The 20635-nt window shown below is 38.3% G+C and carries 10 protein-coding genes; all 10 read right to left on the bottom strand.

Annotated features, from left to right (window positions below):
• Positions 1 to 62: 62 nt before the first annotated feature.
• The 10 genes from MLE17_RS08605 to MLE17_RS08560 all read right to left on the bottom strand — a co-directional run bounded on the left by MLE17_RS08605 (position 63) and on the right by MLE17_RS08560 (position 20388).
• Complete coding sequence (locus MLE17_RS08605) at positions 63 to 1787, bottom strand: sialate O-acetylesterase (protein WP_243348373.1); 1725 nt, start codon at positions 1785 to 1787, stop codon at positions 63 to 65.
• A 272-nt stretch (positions 1788 to 2059) separates the two neighbouring features.
• A complete protein-coding gene (locus MLE17_RS08600) occupies positions 2060 to 4162 on the bottom strand; it encodes a cellulase family glycosylhydrolase (RefSeq protein ID WP_243348372.1) in 2103 nt (700 codons plus the stop codon).
• A gap of 143 nt (positions 4163 to 4305) precedes the next feature.
• The gene (locus MLE17_RS08595) at positions 4306 to 5325 is read right to left on the bottom strand and encodes a DUF5627 domain-containing protein (protein ID WP_243348371.1); all 1020 of its coding nucleotides are present in this window, start codon (positions 5323 to 5325) and stop codon (positions 4306 to 4308) included.
• Between the two features lie 28 nt (positions 5326 to 5353).
• Complete coding sequence (locus MLE17_RS08590) at positions 5354 to 7111, bottom strand: RagB/SusD family nutrient uptake outer membrane protein (RefSeq protein WP_243348370.1); 1758 nt, start codon at positions 7109 to 7111, stop codon at positions 5354 to 5356.
• A gap of 116 nt (positions 7112 to 7227) precedes the next feature.
• Complete coding sequence (locus tag MLE17_RS08585; RefSeq protein WP_243348369.1) at positions 7228 to 10041, bottom strand: SusC/RagA family TonB-linked outer membrane protein; 2814 nt, start codon at positions 10039 to 10041, stop codon at positions 7228 to 7230.
• A 29-nt stretch (positions 10042 to 10070) separates the two neighbouring features.
• The gene (locus MLE17_RS08580) at positions 10071 to 11897 is read right to left on the bottom strand and encodes a RagB/SusD family nutrient uptake outer membrane protein (RefSeq protein WP_243348368.1); all 1827 of its coding nucleotides are present in this window, start codon (positions 11895 to 11897) and stop codon (positions 10071 to 10073) included.
• Positions 11898 to 11906: 9 nt separating this feature from the next.
• Positions 11907 to 15035, bottom strand: coding sequence for a SusC/RagA family TonB-linked outer membrane protein (locus tag MLE17_RS08575; protein ID WP_243348367.1), 3129 nt, complete (start codon positions 15033 to 15035; stop codon positions 11907 to 11909).
• 535 nt (positions 15036 to 15570) lie between these two features.
• Positions 15571 to 17568: a family 43 glycosylhydrolase gene (locus MLE17_RS08570; RefSeq protein WP_243348366.1), complete on the bottom strand. Its 1998-nt coding sequence runs from the start codon at positions 17566 to 17568 to the stop codon at positions 15571 to 15573.
• A 583-nt stretch (positions 17569 to 18151) separates the two neighbouring features.
• On the bottom strand, positions 18152 to 19126 hold the full coding sequence (locus tag MLE17_RS08565; RefSeq protein WP_243348365.1) for a sugar-binding protein: 975 nt from the start codon (positions 19124 to 19126) through the stop codon (positions 18152 to 18154).
• Positions 19127 to 19467: 341 nt separating this feature from the next.
• Complete coding sequence (locus MLE17_RS08560) at positions 19468 to 20388, bottom strand: hypothetical protein (protein ID WP_243348364.1); 921 nt, start codon at positions 20386 to 20388, stop codon at positions 19468 to 19470.
• Positions 20389 to 20635: the final 247 nt, after the last annotated feature.

Genomic DNA, 20635 nt, shown 5'->3' with positions numbered 1-20635 from the left:
ACTTATATTTAATGGGTCTCCAACGATTCCAATTATGTCTCTGAGATTCCCATAACACTAAATCAATAACCTCGAGACATTACAACTACCTTTTGACGATCAATTACATATACACCATCCGAAAGGCCCAGTTTTGCCTCTGATCGTTTCACTTGTGATTTTATTTTCATTCCTGTAATTGTATAAACATCAACAATATCATCACCTGATGGTTTCTCACAAGTAACTCTATCCACCCCGGTAGTTTCCTCACTACCATCAGGTTTATTGGTTAAATACACCTTATCAACAACCAGATCTCCACCCGAGGACCAGAATCTCACTGCTGTTATGTGATTAGGGGTTATCATTACTCCTTCATTGGTTTTCACATTTTGCAGATCAATCATCAACTGTTTCTGACCTTGCCACGTATAGTCTTTCGACTCAGTATTGCCGTCTTTCAGATGAATATTAGTTCCCCAGGGATAATTCAATGTACCAAACTTAAATACCAAATATTTATAACCCGACAAATCCACTCCGTTTACGAAAGACCATCCGGCCTGTCCCCATTGGGAAATATGAAGAGTTCGAGTATTGTTATCAAACGTATTTGTGCCAAACATAGATAAATCCATATACTCAGACTTCAAAGGGAAGGTTACGGCAGAAACATTTAAAGTAATCTGCTTAACATCACCAAGCTCACCTTTGAAACTTGCAGTGACAGTTGTAGCCCCATCCTTTAAAGGTTCAAGATATCCATTTGTAATCCGTAAAAGCAATGGATTACTAATAGCATAGACTGCTTTAGTAGTTATGTCTTGTGTATGTCCATCTTTGTAGACTGCTCTGAGCAAAATTCTTTTTACAGAACCGGTCAACATCGAAACACTCTGATTATCGACCGATAAATGATCTACTGTCTGACCATCTACAGTATTATAAGTCTTTAACAGTGAATACATCTGTTTTCCATATCGACTGCCTAATTCGCGAGCCCCGGCAGTAGAAAAATGGAATAAATCTTTACCATTTCCTTCGCATCCAATCGATGAAATAACATACGAATTGGTTATGTAATATGGTAAAGTCGCAATAATGCTGTTCATTCCCCAACAAAGTCCGCCCTGATCTTTTTGCAACATTTCACCAGCCAACAATGGAACCGAATTTGGTTCCAGATTAAGATCCCCGAGAATATCATTATATATTTTCTGCACTTTTCCTGGCCAATCAGGCTGACCATTATTGGATTCACCCTGATGCAACAAAATGCCTTTGATAACACCAGATTGTTGAGCAAGCTTTGCCATTTCAATAATCTTGGCATAAGGATTGCCTCCATATATATCCATTAGCCCTTTCTGAAATGCATCTGCATTCTGATAGTATTGTGTATAATTATCTTTGTCAAATGCATCAATTCCACTCCCTCCCATAGCTACAACTATAACACCAATTTTTATATTCGAAGGAAGGCTATCAACCAAAACCCGTCCAAAGTAATCGGCTGGAGTAAGACCTGTATCCCAACGACACAAGGGTGGTACTGCCGTATACCAGTAACCAACAATCCGGCCCAAATGAAGATTGTCATCAGGAGAAACCGTCATTACTTTAAAACGACTATCAACACCTATCCTGTCGAGGTCTCCAATTGCAGCATTCCCCTCCATATTTGATTGTCCAAAACACAGATATATATGAAAGTTTGGATCTGGAACAGTAGCATTACAAGATTGATCGCTCAAGAATACAAAACCCAATAAAACAATTACAAAAACGACAAATATTCGATTCATACGATAACTTTTTTCCAACTAATCAATAAACATTTAGCTCAACATCACACTTCCTATTAAACTCATTCGATACAGCAGCTCACCAAAGCAAAACTACATAATAATCAAGCCTTTATAATAGAATCCTCCATTTACATATTTATTGTTTACAAAATATCCGGAAGATTGGGTTACTTAAAAATTACGACTTAAAATAAGGGTGTCCTACCCAAGCAGGACACCCACTTAGAAAATTGCGCTTATCTCCAATCTTTAAATTAGAGAAAATGAACTCAATTAAAAAATCTGCTTCTATTCATCACAATCACTTTCTGACGACCTATTATATACACACCATCTGAAAGACCGTATTTAGCTTCTGATCGTTTCACATGAGATTTAACCAAAACACCTGTAACTGTATGAACATCCACAATATCATCAGCTGAAACTTTATCAATAGTGACATTCTCAATGGCCGAAGTCTCTTCACTCGCATCTGATTTATTGGTTAAATACACATTATCAATTACAATATCACCACCTGCTGACCAAATCCTTACCGCCGTAATATGATTAGGTACGATAGATACACCGGCACTGGTCTTAACATTCTGCAAGTCAATTACCAGTTGTTTTTTTCCTTGCCAGGTATAATCCTGAGACTCTGTACTTCCATCCTTTAAATGTATATTTGTCCCCCAGGGGTAGTTATATGTCCCAAATTTAAACACCAAATATTTGTAGCCTGAGATATCAACTCCGTTAGCAAAGGTCCAACCGGCCTGCCCCCACTGAGTAATATGAAGAGCATGCGTACTATTATCAAAAGTATTGGCTCCCCACATATTCAGATCCATACATTCCGCTTTCAATGGGAATGTTGAAGCAACTACACTTATTTGTTTATCAAGTCCACCATAGTTAATCGTAATATTTGCCGTACCATCTTTTTTAGCGATTAATCGACCTGGGGCACCGGTTGCGACAGTTGCATTATTACTCTGGTAAGTTGCTTTTGAGCTTACGTATTCAATATGCCCATCATCATAAGTCGCTTTTACAAATATATATGTATCCCCGCCTGTTATTAATTGAAGAGGTTCATTATCAGCAATCGGCGCTAAGTTGGAATTCAACACTTCCAGTTTAGTTACTGGCAAACTTGTTGGATTTGCATATTCCTTAAACCAATGAAATGCTTGCCATGGGCAAGCTTCGGGATCATTTAGGAAAACACAGGTATCACCAGTTGCTGGAGGAGCTTCGACAAATTGAGCCAATTTATCAGCATCAGTAAATAACAGCCAGCTCACATTTCCTGAATTATCTGTAATATATTTAAAGTTGGCCCCAAAGCCGTCTCCACCAACTATACCTGTATTGCTTTTACCCCATGATGATTTATATTTTGCCGGAGCCCAGTCCATTTCCGTTACCATTATAGGGGCTATATCCGCAATCGGCTTCACGGATTTATCCCATTCTCTCTGAAATGTCAGATAACCATTTGCACTTCCAAACCAGCCCGGATAGACATGGATAGCATATCCGATATTATCACCTTTTATTGGATATTTAGGAAACCCGGCATACGACGATTGATAACCTAATCCCGGCACCCATAATATATTATTTGCACCGGCACCACGTATTACATCAACAATCGATTGCATGTATTTTTGAAGATTCTCAAATTTAGCATCTCCACTTGACCCATAGGTTCCATCTGTTCCTAATATATCAATCGGCTCATTGCCTAATTCAAACATGACATTCGGATTGTTTTTCAACTTTGGGTGATTACTCACTATCCCCCAGACTTTCTTCAAATATTGATTATACCCATCTCCAACACTTATCTGATTAGGGAAAACTCCCGGAGGCCGCATAACAACATATATACCCTTAGAAATACAATATTCAGCCATCGGTACAAAGACTTTGTCAAGGTAATTTCTGAATCGGAATTCATCAAAACACTCTTCTCCCTCATATCGTCCTGTGCAACCCGGGGTATTACTCCAGTATGGATCCATATGCAAACGCATAAAACTCATTTTCCATTCAGCAGCCAACATCTCATCGATCAGCCATTTATTATAATTAAGACACCCCGCCACATCATAATTATTCCATGCATTATTATTAAAAAAAGGACTGTATGTTTGAGCAAACCCCTTCAGGTTTACAATTTTCCCATCCGAATCCTTAAGGTATCTTCCTTCAACATGTAGTTGAGGCATAGGCATTCCTTGCCATCCGAAAACATTCAGTGAAGAAATGAATGCGAGTAATACAAAACACAATTTAATCAAACTAGTCTTCATGATATAAGTATTTAAGATTGCAAACAAATCAACTTCAAGTGAATACCTATCCCCTGAAGCTTCCATTATCGGTCTATTACCAGTAACGCATCCCTTGAATGTTCCTCCAGAACCTAACAAACCGTTACTCGTATTAATTACATGATATAAATAATAATGTCGAATCAGTGGATTAACAACCCACTGATTCGACAAAATATTTCGATCTACTATTTGTTATAGAAAGGATTAAAAAGTTCAACCTTTTCCGATCGATCGCGCATCACCAGGGTATCGGTCAGTTGATGAACTGAAGTTCCAAACGATACATTGTACTTTAAGTACAAAACATCCCGTTTTTCGTTACCCCAGGAATCCACTTTTTTCACATATCTTCCGCTACCATTAATTGCATAAGATGACACATTAGCAGGATTTGTAATCGAACAATTCCCCAACTTGTCAAATTTCAGAAGAAGCTGGAATGGAAGATTTTTATTACCCTTAGATTTTGCATTCAATGAAATTAAAAGCTCACTCAAAGATTTAGTTGTTACGCTTGATACAACCTGATCATATTCCGTATATTTTTGATGATATACAACAGTTGTATCCGGAGCAACCTCGATTCCCCTACGCAAATAGGTCGCATCCCATGCATTTTTGTATTTTACAGCGAATAGGACATAATCTTTTGGCATGATCTCCCAGTCAGTAGAAACAAAACGATTAGGATTTGACACTCTTGCTTTACCTTCCAAAATTGAATCCGCATTTTGAACCTTTGTGATTTTCACAGGTATTACGTACGTGTTCTTTAGTGATAGTGTATCAGCAAAGAATGCATCGGTCAGTTGCACCTTTATTCCTCCCATCATAGATCCGGAAGGAATTACAATCTGCATTGGAGATGGAAGGGTATAATAATTTGATGGCATTGGAAGCACCTTATTCCCCGTTGCAGATTCAAACGTCAGATTATTACACAGCGAATTATCTACCGCCACATCTAATATACGATTCACTTTATTTGCATAAACCCCGCCCATAGTCGCATATATCATACATTGATGCGCTGTATCCAGGGAATTATCATACACATAATCAGTTCCAAGAATAATCTGCCTAACGGGTGACTGATATGCAAAATACACTGCATTATATTTATAATCAGAAAATTCAACATCCTGATTCTGACAAGCAGTCAATAAAGCTACCCCTAACAGGAGCGCAAAAAATATTTTATTCATAAGTATCAAAATTATTTATCAACAATAATTACCAACCTGCATTTTGCTCAAGTCCCCACTTTAGCACTTCAGTATAAGGCAGTGGTCCATAAAGCATATGGTCTCCATAGACTCTTGGTTCGACATCATTGTAACTAATGGTTCCACTGGCATCAATAGTCACCCCTTTTGCTGTGGTTTTGATATTTTCTTTCCACCTACGCAAATCCCAGAAACGAGAACCTTCAAAACACAATTCCAATCGTCTTTCATTATGAATAAGAGTCCTCATATCTTCTTTAGTACTAATCGATTGCAGATAACTATCCGGCTGTTTTATTCCTGCCCGTTTACGGATTGCTGCAATTACGTCACGCGCAGAATAATTATGAGTTCCTTTTCCATCAGGACCCCATGCTTCGTTTGCGGCTTCCGCGTATGACAAAAAGATTTCTGTATAACGAATACGAGCCACATAATGCTTCTGGGTATTAGTACTTGAAGGATTAAGGTTTACATCTTCACGGAGCAATTTACGCATGTAATATCCAGTTCGGGTTGACTTGGCTATAGCATTCAAACCATCATCCGTTTTTCCTACAGATGTAAAGATCGGTGAACTGCTTGGTCCCATAGTGCTATTATTAACTACAATATACTGAGCCAAACGAGGATCACGGTTCTTGTAAGGATTATTAGCATCGAAAGTACTTTTCGAATCTGTAATCGGATAACCATTAAGCATTGGAAAAGCATCAACGAGATTCTGAGTAGGATTGATACGACCACTTCCAAATAGAGTTGGAGGATAATTATCCTTTTCAAGACCATTTTCATCGGATACATTCGTTCTCCAAAGCACCTCTTTCGGGTTTACCCCATTGGATAAACCACTAATCTCAGACGAGTTCTTTTTAGCATACCAATAACCACCATTACTAGCCATACCTGATATACCGTTAATCAGATCAAGTACTGCTGCAGCATCATCCGCAGCTTTATCCCATGGCACAGATGTGCCACTACTAAACGCCGGACTTGCCGCCAACAAGGAAACTCTTGAACGTATTCCTTTAACAATACGAGCTGATAGACGTTGTCTGTTGTATGCACCAAACACCCGATTATAATCTGACACAATCGTTTTATCTGCATATTTTGCCGGAATCTTACTTGCAGAAGCGACATCTTCAAAATCTAATGGAAGAAAATATTCCGCTGAATCTAAGTCCATATAGATCCGATCCAGACACTCTTTATATGTATTACGCGGTAACTTGAAGTCTGAATTCGGGTTTTGGGGTTTCGTAAGAATTGGAAAACCCAAAAGTTTCCCGTCTGCTGTCCAACCTCCATGAGCTTGCAAAAGATTATACATAAAAAGAGCTCTTAACCCGTATGCTTCTCCTTTAATCCGGTCATTAAACATTTCGTTTGTATATTTCCCGGATGTAGCCCATGTTACCTTATCAGACTCCGCTAACAATGTATTCAAATATTGAATTGCAGCATTAGCGTTTGTCCATTGATCCGTTGGATTATTTAAAGATGACCACTTTCCGGTTGCCATCAGAAGATAACTATTGTCTTTATTATTGGACACAGCATCATCTGTCGCAACATCATTGAAAGAATATCCATTCGATGGTATGCGAACATAGGCATCTAGCAGAAGTCCTTCTGCAAATGGAGCATCAGTGTAAATCCCATCGAGTTCGCGGTCGTTTTGATCAGCAGGGGATAACAAGCCCGAACAGCTTGAAAACAACATGACTGAAGCGACCAATGTCAATAATTTATTTTTCATGAAATTATAATTTACTTATTACATATAATACAAAACTACCATTCAAATGCACCTTAATATCGAATTTCATATACAGAGCACATTATCCAGGATTCGTATAGTATAAAATCTAAGTCTTAAAATTCAGCCTTAACACCCAAATTATAGAAACGGGTTTGTGGTGCACTACCTACATTAAGCTCTAAAACGTCTCTATTTTTAGCGATTGTGAGCAAGTCATTTCCACTAACATAGATATTTACTTTCTTCAGAACCGAATTACCTAACACTCGTTTTGGTAAGGTATAAGTCAATTGGACTTTTGAGAGATTAACTCTATCGGTACTGTAAGTCCAGAAATCAGAGTAACGGAAATTGTTATCACCACTTAATGTTGTTAAACGAGGATATTTGGCAGTAGCTTTTGTCTCCTCAGTCCAACTATCACGCACCACTTCAGAGTATTTCTTATTACCAGAAATCCAGTAATAATCATTATTCTTAACAGCTGTACCACCAAACGATCCAGTTCCAAGCACAAACAAAGTAAAGTTTTTCCATTCAGTAGTCAAATTCAAACCACAGGTAAACGGACTACCCCAACGACCAATCATCACTTCGTCTTTTTCATCAATTACACCATCACCATTCTGATCTTTATACTTGATATCCCCGGGCTTAACTACTCCGAATTTTTGTACAGGATGGTTATCAATATCACTTTGATCAGCAAAAAGACCTTCACTCTGTAACCCAAACAGGGCATCAACAGGCTTTCCTACACGGTTACGATATTTATCAACATAAAACTCATCTCTCTTTAGCACTTCTGTTGCAACATAAGTCCCGGCTCCTCCAACAGACAGATTGACACTTCCTACTTTTTTACTGTAATTAAATTGAAAGTCAAAACCCTTGTAACTGTTGGCTCCATAGTTAATGTATGGAACAAATGAAGAGGATGGGTATCCTTGGGTAAAATAAACCGGATATTGAGTAATTGGTTGTACCGGAATACCATCTTTTTTAATGAAGAATGCCGTAGAGCGCAAATCTAATGCACGGTTAAACAAACTTCCTTCCAAACTAAAATTCAACTCTTTTCTCTTAGCAAAAGTAAGATTTTTATTCCCCCAACGTGCTGAAGCTGTTGCTCGATTCACATAAGTACCATCACTCCAGGAAAAATAATCAGTAGATGAATATTTTGAATTGTACAAGAAATAATCATTAACTCCAAAATCCAGGTCTGTATTTATCACACCGGCAGAGGCTGATAATTTTAAACGATTTAGCATATCCGAACCTTTTAGGAAATCCTCTTCGCTTATCACCCAACCTAAACCTAATGTTGGCGAAAAGGCTACACGATTTGCTGACGACAACTTTGTTGAGTTAATTAAAGCTCCACTGAAATCGGCATAATACTTATGATCGTAATTATAGCCTAATTGCAAACCTAAATTACTATTAGTTCGGTTTTGGAAATCACCGGTTTGGCGGCGAATTGTCCCAGCTCCAACCAACATCGCAGATACATTATGTTTTTGATCAAAGGTATTGACATAATCTATATGTGCATTAAAATCAATAATTTGATCGTTCCATGTATTAGTAATATTCTGTACACCTGGATTAGTATCTTTCGTAGTGTAATTATTCAAGCTTTTAATAGAGTCAGACGGTGTTCCATTAACCCATTCCGGCACATAAGCCGCATATGTCTTGTTAACAACAGTATTATAGATATTGGAAAAATCCACACTCATCTGGGCATGAGCCGAAAGACCCTTTAATGTATTCTTCAGATCCACATCTACTCCATCTGTAAACTGAAATTGACGACTGGTGTAATTCTGATGCCCAGCAGCGTACACATCTGCGATAGGATTCGTCAAATATTGCTGAGTACCTCCAAGCAAATATTGTCCGTCAATTATATTATGACTCGTTTTTACATAGTACAGTGATTGTGTTGCTCCCGGAATTATCAGACTTATAGGAATAAACGGAGAAAAACGGTTAGGTTGCAATGTTGCCGCCTGACTCCAATAATTACCTAAAGCTGTTCGACTATCATAAAATACAGTTGAAACATTAAGATAAGTGCTGATAAAATCATTCAATTTCAAATCGACATTACCACGCACATTGAACCGCATGTTATTTTCATTTTTACCTTCGCCAAAATTCAATAAAGAATTTTGATTCTGAATGCCAACTAAAGTATAAAAACGTGCTCGTTCAGTACCTCCGGAAAACTCTGTATTGGCTGAATATGTATTAGACATACTACGCAAAAAGTCAGACGAATAGTAATCTAAATCCGGATATCGGTACAAATTCGCATGCGATGCATAATTACTTATTGTTGCATCATCATAAAGAGCTGCCAATCCATCGTTCTTACATGCCTGATTGTAATAGGTCATGTATTCTGCCGATCCCAGATATTTGGGATATGATTTCGGCATATTAACCCCGCCATTCACGCGAACATTTTTTATTAGCTGACCTTCTTTACCACGTTTTGTCGTAATCAGGATTACGCCATTTGCAGCACGACTACCGTACAAAACAACGGCATTTGCGCCTTTAATGTAAGAGATCTGATCAATTTCAGAAGCAGTTACATCCGTTATGGCACGAGGCACCCCATCTACCAATACTAATGAAGATCCAATATTCCATAGATTACTTCCACCAATAAAAGCATCAACACCCTCTAACGGATAATTTCCAAAATGCTTATCCAGATATTCTGTTGGATTCAATACGGATACAGTACCGGACAAATCATTCTTATTAACGGTTCCATAAGCAACGTGTACCAAAGAATCGCTGTTTGAAATCTTTGCTCTTTTCATATCAGCGGTCTGCCCCACCACATTGGCTAATGAGGCAAATCCTAATCCGCATAATATTGTTCCTATTCTTATAAGTTTCATCATTGTTCTTTTTAAGTTTAGAATACTCTCTTTTAATAACCTGGATTTTGGCCAAATGACGGATATAACGTCACATCATTTATCTTAAGAGGCAACCAATAATTCTTTTCACTGAAAATACGAGTTGTAACTACCCGCTCCTTTATATTAATCGGTTTTCCATTTGCTCCACGGTCAAAATCAACAGCTGTTTTTTCCAGATATTTTTTATCGTTCCACATCAACCAACGACGTAAGTCATTAAAGCGGAAGTCTCCTTCAAAACCTAATTCAACAGCTCTCTCACGAACAATTTCGCTCATAAATTTATCCTTATCAGCAACATATTTACTCGCAACAGGAGAAGCTCCACAACGCGTACGAACCTTGTTAAACGCTTGTTCAGCTGTTAGTTTTGTATAATCAGGATCTGTTTTTGTTGCATCTCCATAACCTTGCAGTACAGCTTCGGCATACATCAGATACACATCCGCCAAACGCATATAAGACAAATGCATATAATTGTTCGGATATCCATCAATGTCATTGGTTGTCATCGGAGTTAACTTCCTCAATAAATATCCGGTACGGCTTGCTCCTGCATTATCTCTGGCAGCACCTCCGGTATATAAAGCAGCATAACGATACTTCTCTTTATCAGCAGGAGCTGAACCTTTGATAATTTTATCTCCATCAATTACAATATCGTTATAAAAACGAGGGTCACGATTTGACCACGGATCTGCCGGATTATATCCTGATTCCGGATCACTAATAGGCAATCCATTAGCCATACCGTAATTTTCTACAAACCGAGCATTAGGCGAAGAATAACCAGCCCCGATACACTTGGCTTGAAATATTGAAGATGGACCCCATGGACATCCTTTAAACCAGGAACTATAAACAGGAGATTGGAAAACGGCCTCAGGATATCCTGGTATCTTACTACTACCATTTGTATAGAATAAAGTTGAGTAATCCTTAAAATCAACCAATTTAAGCCAACTGTCGCCGCTATCCACGATACTCAACATCTCACCAAACGCTTTCGCCGCTTTTTTACAATATTCAGGATTAAAACCTGCATTACCGGTAGAAGCTTTATTCATCAAAGGACTACCTGCATACAAATAATTTTTTCCGAGATACGCCAATGCTACCATTTTGGTAATACGTTGCTGATTCTTACCTGAGGTTAAGGCCCCTGCAGTCGTCTTATCCCAATCGACAGGCAATAGATCCGCAGCAGCACGTAAGTCTTCTGCTACCCGCTCAGCTGTTTGTTGGTAAGTTAAACGAGGGAGTTCAAGTTTTTCAGTAGAAGTTAAAACTCTATCGATATAGGGAAGCCCTCCCCAATAGGTCATTAATTCAAAATGAAACCAGGCGCGGAAAAACAACAACTGACCTTTGATTAAATCCTTCTCTTCCTGGGTCGCATCTTGTAGTTTATCCAAATTGGCTAATCCTAAATTGGCTTTACGAATACCATACCAGGCATTAGGCCATAGACCTTTATCGAAAGTCGAGTTATTACTAGTATTAGGGGATCCGGCATCAAGATAGGATATCCATTGTACTGTAGTCCATCCCCAATAATTACCTTTATCAAATTCATCGTTCAACCAAATACCACCATCTTTATGAAGAACTTCATCAGCCAAATTCCAGTCAGTTGCCCAAGTTTTTCCAATGAAGTCCGGAACACAACAATATAACTCTTCAGTAAAACCCTGAAAATTCGTAAAGTTGATAAAAGCATCCGTTGAGGAGACAGTTGCATCAGGTGACTTATCCAGATAATCCGTACAAGAGGTAAGTCCGGTTATTGCCAGAAAAACGAAGATTCCGGCAATTATATTGATATACTTTTTCATCGATCTATATTAAAAAGTTACATTAAGGCCTAAGTTAAATCGTCTCACTGTTGGATATGCTGATGATAGCCCCATATTTACTTCGCGGTCATCCGGCATTTTTGTCCACATAATTAAATTATCGCCATTTAAATATAAGCGAAGTGTGTTAATACCGAATTTCTTCAGATAAGACTGATTAAAGGTATAGGCAATCTCAGCATTTTTTAAACGCACGTATGAACCATCATACAAATAATTTGTACCCGAATAATCCATATGGGAATTCCAACGTGGCATAGGTACATCTGCATTTGTATCATCCTTCGTCCAATAAGAACCCTGATGATACACCCTGTCTAAATGGGCAGAGAAACTTCCTAATGATAAATAGCGGTTACAATTATTCACCCCATAAAACTGAACAAAAGCGCTGAAATGCTTCCATTCTACACCAATAGTAGCATTATAGGTATTTTGTGGCCGTTCAGGATAGCCGTAAGGAACATTGTCTTTATCATCAACAACTCCATCAGCATTATAATCAACCATATTCAAGTTACCGGGCAACTTTTCTTTATCATAAGTTTTTAATTGGGTGCTACCGTACACCTGATCCCAGGTATTATAATAACCACTGCTTATGTATGAATAAGATTGTCCAATCTGCTTTCCAGCTCTTTTTTGATAATCATCTTTTAACTGAGGATCATCTGCAAAAAGTACTTTATCTTTAGCATGAGTCATACTAAATTCACCCCAAACCCGAAAATCTTTATTTAGTTTTTTATTAAGTCTCAGGCTTAACTCATATCCTTTTACACGTACCTCTCCCAGATTGGCAGTCGCTGGATTACCACCGAAATAGCCAGGAATTGCTCGTTGAGAACCATCCAATAAAATATCCGTACGATGATCATTGAAAAACTCAACACTACCGGCAAAAAGACCTTTTAAGAAAGCATAATCAATACCCACGTTGGTTTTTGTCACTTTCTCCCAGTGTATATCCGGGTTTCCGAGTTTTTTCAAAGTCCACCATGTATATGGACTCATAGTCCCAGCCTGAGCCCCCAAAGGAGAATTGCCTCCATAAGACCATTCGTTCACATACAAAAAACGGTTGGAAATATTATCGTCTCCTACCTGTCCCCAGGAAGCTCTCACCTTCAACATATCAAGGATATTAAGTTTTTTCACTAATTTCTCCTCACTAAGCATCCATCCGAAAGCAGTAGAAGGGAAAAAGGCAAAACGATAGTTGGGGCCAAACTTTTCAGAACCGTTATATGCACCATTAAATTCGGCAAAATATTTACCCGCATAATTATAGGTTAAACGACTTACCCAGTCTTCACGATAACTAGGAAATACACTACCACCTGCACTTTGGTCACGGCTAAACAAACCTAAACCCGAAACTTCATGTTTCCCAAATTTGCGGGCATAATCCAACTGAGCCTGGTAGAACATCTTCCGGTAAGTTGCGCCATAATTTGCTGCATCAGTATTTGCACTCCAACGAGTTGGAAGCCAATCAAATTGGTTAGTGCCCAAATAGTTACTATGCTTTACCTCTCCCGTAACAGGATCTATATATGTTTGCTGCACATTACCATTGTCGTAAATACCTCCTACAGACTGAAATGAGTTATCAAGAGAGATCAATGCCTTAGCAGATAAACCTTTGGTAATCATACTAAGATCTTGTCTTAATGAAAAGTCAGTATTTATACGTTTATTGGTAGTTTTCCTGACTCCATTATTAGCCAATGTTAAAGCAGAGTTAATAGTGGATACAGGATCCGGAGGATAATATCCCCATGTACCATCAGAATAATGAGGGTAATAAATATCCGGAGCAGAACTATAAATACTTTGCCAGATACGATACTCCCATGCATCCTGATTATAAGTATCCTGTTTTACACCATAAGAACCAGACAAGTTTACAGACAATAAAGTGGTTTTAGTCAGATCAAAATCTAAATTGCTTCGAACATTAAGTCTTTGATAGCCATATCCGGGATCATATGATTTTCCGGCATCAATTTTTTTCAAAATATCACCTTCATTCAAATAGTCAATTGACGTGAAATATCTTACAGAAGAGGTACCGCCTGAAATATTAATATTCGCATTATGCGACATAGCGGATTTGTTAACTAATTCGTCTGCCCAATCAACATTAGGGTAACGTTCAGCTTCAGCCTGACTGCTTGGATTTCTATATTTATTCAACTCAGAGTATGGGGTGTATTTATCCCATGACGTTGAATAAAGACCCAATTCACGCTCAATAGCCATATTACGAATACGCAACGCATCATAAGAATCATACTTTGTGGCTAAACGAGAAGGGACTTTCAAGGTCGTATTAACAGCAACACGAATATCAGCCTTACCTTCTTTTCCTCGTTTTGTGGTAATCAGAATTACCCCATTTGCACCCTTAACACCAAATACAGCTGTTGCAGATGCATCTTTTAAAACTGAGATGCTAGCTACAGAGCTAATATCCACACTATTCATCGGACGTTCAATTCCGTCAACCAAAACCAGTGGATCTGAATTATTCCAGGTACTTTGACCGCGAATAAAAATTTTGGGATCTTCACCACCAGGTGCGCCACTCGTTGCGACCGTAATAACACCAGGCAAGTTACCGGTCAAAGCAGATCCGATATTTGAAACCCCTCCGGCTCTTTCGAGTACTTCCCCTTTAGTTTGTGTTATCGCTGCTACAACACTCTCTTTCTTCTGTTGGCCATAACCAACTACGACAAGCTCATCCATCTGATGCGTATTACTACTCAACAGAACCGTTACAGAGTTTTTCCCTGCCACATTAACTTCAAGAGTCTTGTAACTAACAAATGAAACTACAAGGGTTTGCTTATCAGATGGTACACTTAAGACAAACTGACCATTTAAATCAGTAACAGTTCCTACATTCTTGAGTCCTTTAACTAATACAGTTGCTCCAATCAAAGGTTCTTTCTTTTCATCAAGAACACGCCCTTTTATCACACGCTTTGTCTGAGCCATAAGCGTTGTGCTAAAAAAAAGCAATGACAAAAGCAATATACTTGTTTGTCTCAATCTCTTTTTTGTTGAAATATGAAACTCTTTTGAAAGAATCCCGTATATTTTTTCCATTATATTTTTGATTAACATATTAATTTGATTTGTATCAATTAGCACCAAATAAAAAAATTCAATCAGCAATCAATATATAACTCTGATTTCTGCTAATTCCTCTTTGTATTAAATATTTCAACTATCGTCTTTCACAATGCCCATAACATGATTTTTAAGATTAACAATATAGTAACCAGATCCCTCTGCTAAACAGTTGAGCTATTGGTCTCCGGAACCGAAAATTCAAATTTCTCGCCTTTTGTCTCTTCCTGTGTCTGTTTTTAATCTATCGGATTCTGTACCTAGTAAGATTTAAGTTCTGTTTTTCAGGTTAAAACAGGGGATCCATATAGTAAAATCCCCTGTTGAGATTGTGAAGTTAACTCGTCCTTCATTTTTCCATTTCTGAAAATGGATATTCCATTTCTAATTGTGGATATTAAACAAAGCACACTATATCAGCCCAGCTAATACACTAATAACCAGAACCATCTTAAACCAGCAATTTACATCGGCACCCCAAGACATCTATAAAAAACACCTGCCAGCAGACCTATTTTACAGACTTTGCGGTAAAGACAAATTCCTTCAAGGCAAATAATTTCAGGCCTTCTTCTCCCACAAATTTCAGATAAACATCGTGACGTCCGATAGTCGGAGCTGTTTTTACCGTAAACCTATTTGCCTTGGATAAACTGCCGGTATTTCCAATCCTACAGGTTGCAATTTTCTTTCCGGTTTCAATGGAATCGAGCCACACTTCCACAACACCTCCTTGGGTATCACAATATGCAGTAAAGGAAACCTGACCTGTTGTTTTTTTATAGTCCGGACTGCCAAACTCAACTCCGGCATACAATGCCCAATCATTATTATGAATGTCACCCAACAAAGAAACACCATCTACAACAGCACTTTTCCCTGTCCCAAACTGATTCGCCGGACACTCTGCCAGAATCGGAGTGTAGGCATCGCGATAGAGATACAAGTCAAAATCGGCTGACTTATTTCCCTGCACATACAATCCTTGTCTGTTTGCACACCAGCCGTTATAATCTTTCGTGAAGCGATCAAGAACGGACACGTCTATTTTTTCACCAACAGGAAGCCAGTTTACTCCGTCCAGGCTGTAATACCCACTCATCTCGTGATTTACCCGGATCAGTTTCAGCCAAACCGCCTTATTACCGGCCGTATTTACTGTTTGATACAAAGTCTTGTCGTAGCTGAAGCATATAACCGGTTGACCTTTACCGTTTCTTGCGGAATAGAGTTTCACAGCCAGATTTTCCAATCCGTTCATCAATCTCAGACCGGCTTCATCGGTTGCGGAGTCTGGTTTAAACTCTACCCGTGTGATCAGTGAGTAGTTGTGCTCCGGATCAGTTTTTATCACAGTATTGGCTTTGGTTGCACTTTTAGGATTTAGTCTTAACCAACCTGGTCTTGCAGAAAGCGAGTAGAGTGACGAGGGAGTCTGTCCAAGGAATGACCATTCAGGATTGAGTTTCTGAGAATTAAAAAAGTCTGACTTCGGAACCATCCATGAAATACCGCTTGAAGGCAATTGGGGGGCTCTTTTCACCTGATTCACCGGATAATCAGCCAATACAGAGCCATCCGTTCCATATTTTACCTCATTAACCAATCCCTGACGTCCCTGACCATACCATTCATTATTATTGGCGCGCGCCCAGACCGGGTGCATCAGCCAACTTGTACCATCATTCAGATGTACTGCACCTGATGCATGATTGGGGCCAAAGAAAATTGAACCCGGTTTGTTAGGGTCTTTTTCATTGAATAAATCGACTGGCGATGTCCAGGCCGATTTATCAGCAGTCAGGGTTTTACTTCTCATCACCTTCTGCCCTCCGGACACATCCCGTGCAAAAGCATAATAATAGTAACCGTTATGTTTCCACATCACCGGACCTTCCGCCCAACTAAAAGGATGCATATCTGTTCCGGGATTTAACCAGGTCAGGTCATATACAACACCTGTCGGTTGTCCGGTTTTATCCAATTCAACAATGCCATTATTGGACTGTCCGTTTTTTACAATCATATACCACTTCCCATCTTCGTCAATAAAGATTGAATTGTCATATCCAAGACCGTAAGGAAGCTGTGACGGATTATTCACTTTAATCGGCATACTCCATGGTCCTTCAGGTTTATTGGCTGTTACAAAATACATGGTATTGGCTCTGGAAAAGAAATCCCAGTATTTATTATTGTAGTAAACGATCTGGCCACCCCAGCAACCGCCACTTGGAGCATCTCCGTATAAAGCCCAATCTGCAGAAACTGGTTGAGCAATCGCCTCCCAGTGAACCAAATCGGTAGAATGATAAATAACTGGGGTTGGATTAAATGATGATCCCGTTGTATAGAAATGACTTCCAATCTGACTCAGAGTACAATCAGAATGATCACCGGGAATCACCGGATTCATAAATGTGTTAAAAGATGGGGTTTGTCCAAATCCTGATAGTGGAAAAAAGAAGCAGTTCATTCCAACTAAAACTGCCGCAAATAGTTTTCTCATCGTGTATAATATAATTTAAATAGTTTGCACGGAGTGGAGTAATGAATATCTCTGGAGATTTAATTTTGCAAATGAGATATGGCACAGATTATTAAATAAGACTTCAATAAAGAATACAGATTGGAGTGATTTTCACTCCAATCCTATTCTTACCACAATTTACCAATCTTGGTTACCTTAAACTCTATTATTGTCATACCTATTTATGCTATAATTCTCATGTACAGATTTTATACCATTGACTCATTTGTATTTTCAAATACTTAATGCGAAGATAGACCAGTGGCTAATTCTCATTTTCAAAAATCAGCCATTTGTTTTCCAGTTTCAGATATAACAAACAACACATACAGCATATAGACATCTAAAATACAGACACTTAACAAAATCAGAATAACATATACCTAGCATATTCTATAATTTGAATAAAGTAGAATATGAGGGCATTCCAAAAGGAAAATGAAAGCGCTGAGAATTGAATATTTGAAATTCAATCTGTAGATGTGCTCAAATAAAATGAGGATACCCAACTTGGATACCCTCACATATATTCTTTTACTTTGATCTCTCTTAAAACCGTGGTTTATAGAACAATCTTAGTTAACAAATTATTGCCTTTTACAATATACACCCCTTTAGCCAAGCCAGAAATAGATGTTTGTCCTCCATTTACATTCACTTTTTTAACTAAGATGCCATTAATATTGAGCACTTCAACTACTCCATCAACATTCACTAATTGAATAGCACCATTATCAACAAAAGCAGATCCCTGTTTCTCAAAAATACTTTTCACAGACATTGGGGCTGTTTGACTTGAAAACTGAATATCAGTAAATTTTGTTGGATCATTATATTGAGTATCACTGTTATCTTGCCAGAACAACTGACATGTTCTTCCCCCTGCTTCACCAGTGGTATTATCTGCTGTTTGAATATCAAATTTCAAATTTGCCCCATCAAAAGTAGCATCTTGCTGAAGCATTGAAATCGGAAACTTAGCTTCAAGAACATATCCCTCTGATGTTGATACCGTTTTAAATTCAAATCCATTATCTGCCATTGAGGTAGAATCGAGTGACCACTGCCCGCTAGACCGGCCTGTCAGCTGATTCCCATCCCGTTGTATTCTTACCTGCCAAACACCAGATGCATAGGAGGTGCTTGTTGGATCCATAGCAAAAAAGGTTTCAACGCAATCTCTTTCATATGAATTCGCTATTGAAAATTCAGAATGAGGTGTATTATCAACTACCTGAACAGCCAGATATATGTTCTGCGCATCTTTGGCTAGCTGAAATTTTGATGTTGAACCACTTGCTGTTCCTTTTACTGATGTTTGATCTTTCCATTGATTTGCCGACCAGCTGTCTTTATTATCAATAATACCATCAATGACTGGCGGAGTAGATACAGAGTAGAAAATTTGAGCTTCCACTGCTTGAGATTTCAAACTTGCACCGGAATTTTTCAAATCCACCTTTTGTGCCACCATTACATTACAAAACAAAACACCTCCCAATAATGGAAGAATACTTTTACTGAGTAGAATTTTCATAAACAAATAATTTAAAGTTAATACAAAAACAATTTTCATACTTCCCGATCATATATCGGAATCATGAAGTACAAAAGTATCAACAACACTGTTATTTCTTTTTTGATATTGAGTATTTGCTTTTTGATTTTAGATATAATGATGATTTCAGACACTTATATGATCAAAATAGATTGAAAATACACACTTAATTTCCTCATATATCTATTAATATTCGACAGCATTGATTTGGAACAGACTTAAAAAAAAGCAGGAGTTCCAGACCTTTTCCTCGTCATCAAAACTCCTGCTTAAACTACAGAGCTTGCCTTCCCTGTAATAGTTAACCACAAATCACAAACTTATTTCAACAAGACTTTCGAGGATTGAACTGTCCCGTCAGACAAATGTTGTCTAAGAATGTACAAACCTCTCAAATCGTTTAACGAATGGCTTATTTTCTCTCCAGTCAGCGTATAATATTCTTCTGACACAACTACAGGAGATGTTTTTGTAGCTTCAACTCCTGTTGGCACAGAACTACTATAATAAGTTATATTATCCAGGCGATAGTCATTTGTTTGTGCGGCAATTCCCCACACCAGTTGAGTAGAACCAGATGTATAAGGAGTTGCACTTGCATCGTTAAAAGATAGTAAGGTATTCCATGCCACACTGTCAGTTGAACAGGCGATACTAATCGTAACCGGACTAACTCCTGAAACTGTAGCCTTCAGCCAGGTTGGAGTCCCAATCGAACTGATAGTATAAACACTGGAATTCCAAGGATCAAGACGTGTTAAACCTGCCGCAGCACTGGTTTTGTAAATTCGTCCGGCCAGTTGTAATTGCGAATTAATATATGCCATGACATAATACCCCTCCATTATCCCCGGAGCGTAACCTGTATTTGCATCCTGACTTGGATTATTCCCTCTTAATAATACGCCAAACTTTGCCTCTGAAGCTACCGAAAGATATTCTTTCCAGATAACAGAATAATCTGTTGCATTTGAAGGAAACGAATTAAGGTTCAATACTCCGGTAAGATTCTTTACACCGCCGGTGTACATTTTCAAACAATTACTGGTCATATCATTACCTGCATACGATACAACACCAGCAGTTCCTCCATTGGCTGTCAGAATTGATGTATTCGCTGCCGGCGGTGTAATTGCGGTAGTACCGGCCACATCATTGTCAAAACTGTACGTAATTTTAGTTTCTGCAAAAGCAGTTAAGCCGACTAAAAGGGCAGCTGTCAAAAGTGTAATTTTCTTCATAAATCACGGTTTTAAATTTGTTTATAATTGGAATTAACAAAAAGCCTGATTGTATCTGTAGTAGCAACCATCACATTAATTTGTTTATGATGAATTTTCCGGGAAATAAAACAGATATACCTTTATGAATAAATTATAGGCCAATCTTTACAACACAACATCAGCACCGCCTCATAATTCATTAATTCAATGACCGTTACAAACATAGGCAAAACACCTCCTCTAAAACTTTCGTTTTTAGATATTC

This window comes from Parabacteroides sp. FAFU027 (genome assembly GCF_022808675.1).
Lineage (GTDB): Bacteria > Bacteroidota > Bacteroidia > Bacteroidales > UBA7332 > CAXXIC01.
This window is presented reverse-complemented; position numbering and strand designations above follow the sequence as displayed.

Excerpts from the sequence above, each read along its gene's own strand:
- MLE17_RS08605 (WP_243348373.1), bottom strand. The coding sequence starts at position 1,787 with ATGAATCGAATATTTGTCGTTTTTGTAATTGTTTTATTGGGTTTTGTA.
- MLE17_RS08600 (WP_243348372.1), bottom strand. The coding sequence starts at position 4,162 with ATGGAAGCTTCAGGGGATAGGTATTCACTTGAAGTTGATTTGTTTGCA.
- MLE17_RS08595 (WP_243348371.1), bottom strand. The coding sequence starts at position 5,325 with ATGAATAAAATATTTTTTGCGCTCCTGTTAGGGGTAGCTTTATTGACT.
- MLE17_RS08590 (WP_243348370.1), bottom strand. The coding sequence starts at position 7,111 with ATGAAAAATAAATTATTGACATTGGTCGCTTCAGTCATGTTGTTTTCA.
- MLE17_RS08585 (WP_243348369.1), bottom strand. The coding sequence starts at position 10,041 with ATGATGAAACTTATAAGAATAGGAACAATATTATGCGGATTAGGATTT.
- MLE17_RS08580 (WP_243348368.1), bottom strand. The coding sequence starts at position 11,897 with ATGAAAAAGTATATCAATATAATTGCCGGAATCTTCGTTTTTCTGGCA.
- MLE17_RS08575 (WP_243348367.1), bottom strand. The coding sequence starts at position 15,035 with ATGGAAAAAATATACGGGATTCTTTCAAAAGAGTTTCATATTTCAACA.
- MLE17_RS08570 (WP_243348366.1), bottom strand. The coding sequence starts at position 17,568 with ATGAGAAAACTATTTGCGGCAGTTTTAGTTGGAATGAACTGCTTCTTT.
- MLE17_RS08565 (WP_243348365.1), bottom strand. The coding sequence starts at position 19,126 with ATGAAAATTCTACTCAGTAAAAGTATTCTTCCATTATTGGGAGGTGTT.
- MLE17_RS08560 (WP_243348364.1), bottom strand. The coding sequence starts at position 20,388 with ATGAAGAAAATTACACTTTTGACAGCTGCCCTTTTAGTCGGCTTAACT.